This window comes from Inquilinus limosus MP06, assembly GCF_000767795.1.
In the GTDB taxonomy this organism is placed as follows: Bacteria; Pseudomonadota; Alphaproteobacteria; order DSM-16000; family Inquilinaceae; genus Inquilinus; species Inquilinus limosus_E.
The window spans coordinates 1-5426 of record NZ_JANX01000448.1; the positions used below are offsets into that span (position 1 = coordinate 1).

Genomic DNA, 5426 nt, shown 5'->3' on the forward strand with positions numbered 1-5426 from the left:
ACGAGGGGCGGCCGAGCCGCTGCCGCAGCAGGAAGGGCGCATGCCAGGCCGCCGCCTCCGGCGCCAGCGTGCCGACACTGACGTCGACGCCCGCGGCCTGCAGCCGCGCCAGGCCGGCGCCGTCGACCAGCGGAAACGGATCGCGCAGCGCCACCACGCAGCGCGCGAGCCCGAGCGAGGCCAGAAGATCGGCGCAGGGCGGCTGGCGGCCATGATGGCTGCAGGGCTCGAGCGTCACATAGGCCGTGGCGCCCCGGAACACCGACCGGTCGGGCACGGCCTCGACCGCGACGCGCTCGGCATGGCGCTCGCCGATCCGCTCGGTGGCGCCGCGCGACACCACGCGGCCGTCGCGGACGATGACGCAGCCGACCACGGGGTTCGGGTCCGACAGCCCGTTATGGGCCATCGCCGTCCGCAGCGTCTCCAGCATCCAGGCTTCGTCGTCGCCCGCCACCCGCGTCGGCGGCGCGGCGGCGCGCAGCGGCTCCGGCAGCGTGTCGCGAAGGATGCCGCCGAAGCCGAAGCCCGGCTGCAGCGAAAACCTGGCCGCCAGGGTCAAGGCTTGCCCAGGCGGCGCAGGCCGCCGACCGCCCGCGGCAGCGCGTCGATCTGGTCGGACATCTCTGCCAGATCAATGCGGTGCGCGTGCTTCCTGACCTTGGCTTCGAGATACTGGATGTTGTGCTCGGTGACGAAGATGCCGGTCGGCACGATCTCGGCGATCTCGATTCCGGCGGCCTCGAGCTGCTTCGCCTTGTCGGGGTTGTTGGTCAGCAGCCGGATCCGCTTGACCCCGAGTGCCAGCAGCATCAGAGCTGCCGGGGTGTAGTCCCGCATGTCGTGGGGGAAGTTCAGCCGCTCATTGGCCTCGAAGGTGTCGAGCCCCTGGTCCTGCAGCACATAGGCGTCGAGCTTGGCGTAGAGGCCGATGCCGCGCCCTTCCTGCCGCAGGTAGAGGACGAAACCGCCTTCCTTGCCAATGCGATGCAGGGCGTCGTTCAGCTGCGGGCCGCAGTCGCAGCGCTGCGAGCCGAAGACGTCGCCGGTCAGGCATTCCGAATGCACCCGCACCAGCGGCACGTCGCGGCCCTGTGGGCCGAGGGCGATGGCGAAATGCTCGCCGCCGTCGCTGAAGCCGCTGAAGGTGTGGAACACCCCCTTCCCCGCCCCGTCCAGGATCGGGATGGTGACGGTGGTGCGGATCTGAACCCCTGGATCGGGCGGTGCCTGCATCGAATACCTCGACGGCCGCGCCGCGACCGACCTCGTGAAACCGTGCGGCACAATATCGGTGGCCGATCGCGATATTCCCAGCCCCGCGAACGGAGATCGGCTATGCGGCAGGCTACGTCTGCAACGCCCGGATCTCGTTCACCGCCGCGATCCGGGTCCCGTCCCAGTGATAGGACAGGTGCCGCTCCTGGATCACCGGGGTCAGCACGCTGCGCGGCCGGAACACGGCGGCGCACTGCCCGCCGGGGTGGCGGACGCTGTCATAGGCGATGCCGGACGAGCCCTCGCCATGCAGCTGCCGCCCCAGCGCCTGGCCGGCGGAGTAATCCACCGGGTCGTAGACGCCCGGCAGCTCGGCGCCGAGCTCGCGGATGTCGTGCAGGTCGCCGGACAGGCTGTTGATCAGCACCCGCATGTCGATGGTGGTCGCCGGCGTCGCCGTCGCCGCGAAGAACCGGGCGCGGTGGTAGCTGGTCTCCGCCACCGCCGTGTCAAGCGCCGCCGCGCCGTAATAGGCGCCGTAGGTGCCGTCGGTGAAGCGGCTGCCGTCCGGGTGCAGATGGGTGAAGGGCGCCATGATGAAGCTGGTGCCCGGCCCGCTCATCCGCTCCTCCAGCGGCACCAGCGAGATCTGGCCGACCTGGTCGCGCAGCCGGTCGTTGGTGCGGGATTCGAGATCGATCAGCAGCTCCCAATCCTCGGGCGGCGCCACCCGCTCGAACAGGTCGATCGGCGGGTAGCGGCTGGGAATGATGCGCCAGCACTCGGGCCATTCGACCCGGCGCAGCGGAATGGTCGCACCGCCTAGCCCCAACCGCCGCGCTCCGCATCCAGGTAGCGACGCACGACGAACAGGTCGGCGACATTGCCGGAGAGCATGCGGTCGAGCGCCGAGCGCCCGCCGAAGGGCGAGGCGGTGTTCGGGCGCCGCACCCAGCCATCGGCCAGCTTGGCGTCCTTGAACAGGATCTGCAACGCCCGGTAGATGCCGAGGATGTAGGAGATCCGCTCCATCGTGTCGGCCGAGGGGTGGCCGGTCGCGCCGGCCTTCCAGCGATAGAAGGTGGCCTTGGATGGGCGCCCGAGCAGCACGCGCTTCTCCTCGTCCTTCAGCCCCCAGGCCTCGGCGATGTTGAAGAAGGCATTCAGCCCGGCCCGGGCCATCCGCCCTTCGGCACCGCGCGGCGCCACCGCCGCTTCCCGCGCCATCATCGAACCGCTCCTCTCTTCCCACTCACATGAGCGTCACTCATATGAGATTATTGATCTCGTTTGAGACAAATATAGCGAGAGATCCGATTGATGACAAGCCCCGCGCCCCATCAACACAGCACCCCCACTTCGCGTTGCATCGCTGTTGACGCCGCCCGCCGGGCGTGGCTCACTCGCCACATGAGCGCGATCCGTTCGATCACTACCGCGACCACCAAAACGATTACCGCCACAGGCGGGTCGTGCGGAGGTCGTGTGCGCTGATCGGACAGCGCCTCTGATCCCCAAAGGGCCCCGCCGGCGACGGACGGGGCCCTTGGTCTTTCTGGGCTCTCCCTGCGCCGGTCCAACGCAACGGAGACTTCCATGGACGACATCGACCACCGCATCCTCGGCAACCGCCTCGACCTGTTCCACCAGCAGGAGGACGGCCCCGGCATGGTCTTCTGGCATCCGCGCGGCTGGGCGCTGTACCGCGTGGTCGAGGATCACGTCCGAAGGCGGATGGCGCGGGCCGGCTACCGCGAGGTGCGGACACCGCAGCTGCTGGCCCGCGGCCTGTGGAACCGCAGCGGCCACTGGCAGAAATTCGGCGCCCAGATGTTCGCGGTGGCGGATGAAGGCCGGATCATGGCGCTGAAGCCGATGAGCTGCCCCGGCCACATCCAGATCTTCAACAAGCGCGTGCGGTCCTATCGCGAGCTGCCGATCCGCTATTTCGAGTTCGGCGCCGTGCATCGCAACGAGCCGTCCGGCGCGCTGCAGGGGCTGATGCGGGCCCGCGGCTTCGTCCAGGACGACGCCCATGTGTTCTGCCACGCGGACCAGGTCGAGGCCGAGGTGGCGCGGTTCTGCGGCCTGCTGCGCCGGATCTACGCCGATTTCGGCTTCGATGAGTTCGACGTCGCCTTCGCCACACGGCCGCCGCAGCGGGCGGGATCGGACGAGGTCTGGGACCGGGCCGAGGCGGCGCTGGCCGGCGCGGCCCGGCAGGCCGGGCTGAACTGCGAGACCCTGCCCGGCGAAGGCGCCTTCTACGGGCCGAAGCTGGAATTCCATCTGCGCGACAGCCGCGGCCGGCGCTGGCAATGCGGCGTCATCCAGCTCGACCTGGTGATGCCCGAGCGGCTCGGCGCGGCCTATGTCGACGAGCGCAGCAATGCCGTCGCGCCGGTGATGCTGCACCACGCCGTGCTGGGCAGCCTGGAACGCTTCATCGGCGTCCTGCTCGAGCATCACGAAGGCCGGCTGCCGCTGTGGCTGGCGCCGGAGCAGCTGGTGGTGGCCTCGATCGGCGCCGACGACGTCGTCCCGGCCTGCCGGGTGGCCGAGGCCTTCGAGGCGGCGGGGCTGCGCGTCGCCCTCGACGCTCGGCCGGAACGGCTGTCGCGCAAGATCATCGACGCCCATGCCGACGGCGTGCCGGTGCTGGCCGCGATCGGTGGGCGCGAGGCGCGGGACGGCACCGTGGCGCTGCGCTATCGCGACGGCCGGCAGGAATCCCTGCCCCTGGCCGCGGCGATCGAGCGGCTGAGCGCCGAGGCGCAATCTCCGGCGGAGCCCCCGGCCCTGGCCGCCTGACCGGCGAACGACCTGTCCGACCGCGACCCTTCATCGCGGCTGGCCTTCATGGCCGGCCGCGCTATCCTGCCGGCGGACCCGATCGAGACGGCAGAGATGGCACGACGACTTGCGCAGGCGCTGATGTTTCCGGTCATCGCGGCGCTCGTCCTGCCGCTGTCGACAGCTGCGAGCCGGGCCGCCGGCACGGATGTCGAGGCGACGCTGCCGGTCAACGGCATCTCCCGCAGCTACACCCTGCACCTGCCGCCGGCGGCGCAGGGAGGCGGGCCGCTGCCGCTGGTGGTGGTGCTGCATGGCGGCGGCGCCAATGCGGCCAGCGCGATCGCCCTGACCGGCTTCGACGACGAGGCCGATGCCGAAGGCTTCATCGTCGCCTACCCGAACGGCACGGGTCGCGCGAAGCCGACCGCGGAGACCGCCGACCAGTTCAGCTGGAATGCTGGCGACTGCTGCGGCTCGGCCATGCGGCAGGACGCCGACGATATCGGCTTCGTCCGGGCCATGGTGTCGGCGATCGAGCAGCAGCGCGCGGTCGACCGCCCCCGCGTCTATGCCGCAGGCTTCTCCGCCGGCGGCATGATGGCCTATCGCCTGGCCTGCGAGGCCGACGACATCTTCGCCGGCGTCGCCGTGGTCTCGGGCGCGATCCTGGTGCCGTCCTGCACCCCGACCCGCCCGGTCTCGGTGATCCACATCCACGGCACCGATGACAGCGCCGTGCCGTTCGACGGCACGGCGGAGCGAGAGAGCTACGCCCGCGCCAAGTTCCCGCCGGTGCGGGACTCCGTGGCCTTCTGGGCCGCCTATGACGGCTGCCAGAGCGAGCCGGTGCAGCGCGCGACGGTCCTCGGCATCAAGGTCGAAGACTATCCCGACTGCCGGTCCGGGACCGCGGTGCGGTTCGACGTGGTCGAGGGCGGCTACCACGCCTGGCCGGACGGCCACATGACCCCGGGCTTCGCCGCCACGCCGCATATCTGGCACTTCTTCGCCGACCATCCGCGGCTGTAGCGAGCGTCAGTCCGGTAGGCCCAGCTCCCGGCGCACCCCGGCGGCCGTTTCCGTACCGGCCGGCAGAGCCCTGTCCTCCAGCCGCCCCACGGCGCGGATCGACAGGGCGTTAGTCAGCAGCAGCGCTTCCGCCCGCTGCAGATCCGCGACGGCGATCGGCCGCTCGGCCGCCTCCAGCCGCGCCAGCACCGCGGCCCGCATGATGCCCGGCAGCGCCCCCTCCCCCACCGCCGGCGTCGCCCAGGCGCCGTCGATCGGCGAACAGGTTGGCGATGGTGGTCTCCGCCACCCGGCCCGCGGTATTCAGCAGCACCGCGTCGTCGGCGCCGCGCTCCGCCGCCTCGCGCCGGGCCAGAACGGCGTCGAGATAGTTCTAGCGACTT

6 protein-coding genes and 1 pseudogene are annotated in these 5426 nt (G+C 70.8%); 2 read left to right on the plus strand and 5 right to left on the minus strand.

Annotation, left to right across the window (positions count from 1 at the left end; genetic code table 11):
* From P409_RS25505 to P409_RS25520, 4 genes are all read right to left on the minus strand, one after another.
* Positions 1 to 562, minus strand: a 562-nt coding sequence (locus tag P409_RS25505; RefSeq protein WP_202964809.1) for a bifunctional diaminohydroxyphosphoribosylaminopyrimidine deaminase/5-amino-6-(5-phosphoribosylamino)uracil reductase RibD, incomplete at its 3' end; no start/stop codon positions are given.
* Positions 559 to 1236 (minus strand): GTP cyclohydrolase II, encoded by a 678-nt coding sequence (locus tag P409_RS25510; RefSeq protein ID WP_052121378.1) that lies wholly within the window; start codon positions 1234 to 1236, stop codon positions 559 to 561. The genes P409_RS25505 and P409_RS25510, both read right to left, overlap by 4 nt.
* Before the next feature lie 112 nt (positions 1237 to 1348).
* The gene (locus tag P409_RS25515) at positions 1349 to 2050 is read right to left on the minus strand and encodes an RES family NAD+ phosphorylase (RefSeq protein WP_202964810.1); all 702 of its coding nucleotides are present in this window, start codon (positions 2048 to 2050) and stop codon (positions 1349 to 1351) included.
* Positions 2041 to 2448, minus strand: a complete 408-nt coding sequence (locus P409_RS25520) for an MbcA/ParS/Xre antitoxin family protein (protein ID WP_202964811.1) — start codon at positions 2446 to 2448, stop codon at positions 2041 to 2043. The genes P409_RS25515 and P409_RS25520 overlap by 10 nt, the downstream gene beginning before the upstream one ends.
* A 366-nt stretch (positions 2449 to 2814) precedes the next feature.
* Here P409_RS25520 and thrS point away from each other — a divergent pair, with 366 nt between their 5' ends.
* Positions 2815 to 4029, plus strand: coding sequence for a threonine--tRNA ligase (thrS, locus tag P409_RS25525; protein WP_052121379.1), 1215 nt, complete (start codon positions 2815 to 2817; stop codon positions 4027 to 4029).
* 96 nt (positions 4030 to 4125) lie between these two features.
* Positions 4126 to 5043 carry an extracellular catalytic domain type 1 short-chain-length polyhydroxyalkanoate depolymerase gene (locus tag P409_RS25530; RefSeq protein ID WP_161790472.1) on the plus strand — a complete coding sequence of 306 codons (918 nt, stop codon included), beginning with the start codon at positions 4126 to 4128 and terminating at the stop codon, positions 5041 to 5043.
* A gap of 6 nt (positions 5044 to 5049) precedes the next feature.
* Here the strand turns inward: P409_RS25530 and P409_RS40435 are convergent.
* A pseudogene (locus P409_RS40435) lies at positions 5050 to 5356 on the minus strand (aminotransferase class IV).
* Positions 5357 to 5426: the final 70 nt, after the last annotated feature.